Raw genomic sequence first — 295 nt, 5'->3', positions numbered from 1 at the left:
GTGGTTGTTTCATCTGTGCCTGCAGTGGTTATGGCGCTTGGTATGTACTTCCTATTTGCTTCAAACCTAGGTTGGTTCCCAACGGGGTATGCCTACAACCCTTCTATTGACGCAGGTTGGAGCTTTGAATTTGTTGGCAGTGTGGCTTACCACTTAGTCTTGCCGCTGTTGTTTATGGTTGCTCTGGGCATGGGTAACGTGATGGGCATGCGCTCAAACATGATCAACCAATTGGGTGAAGACTTCATCGTGATGGGTTGGGCCAAGGGTGTGAAAGACAAAAAAGTGATGATGC

General features: G+C 48.1%; 1 protein-coding gene. It reads left to right on the top strand.

What is annotated here, in order from left to right; translation table 11 throughout:
• On the top strand, positions 1 to 295 hold a 295-nt coding region (locus AB4585_RS26775; RefSeq protein WP_372171774.1), incomplete at both ends, for an ABC transporter permease subunit.

It is taken from the genome of Vibrio sp. 10N.222.49.C9, assembly GCF_041474985.1.
GTDB lineage: Bacteria > Pseudomonadota > Gammaproteobacteria > Enterobacterales > Vibrionaceae > Vibrio > Vibrio crassostreae_C.
Note: the sequence above shows the minus strand (reverse complement) of the source record. Positions and strands in the feature narration are given on the sequence as shown.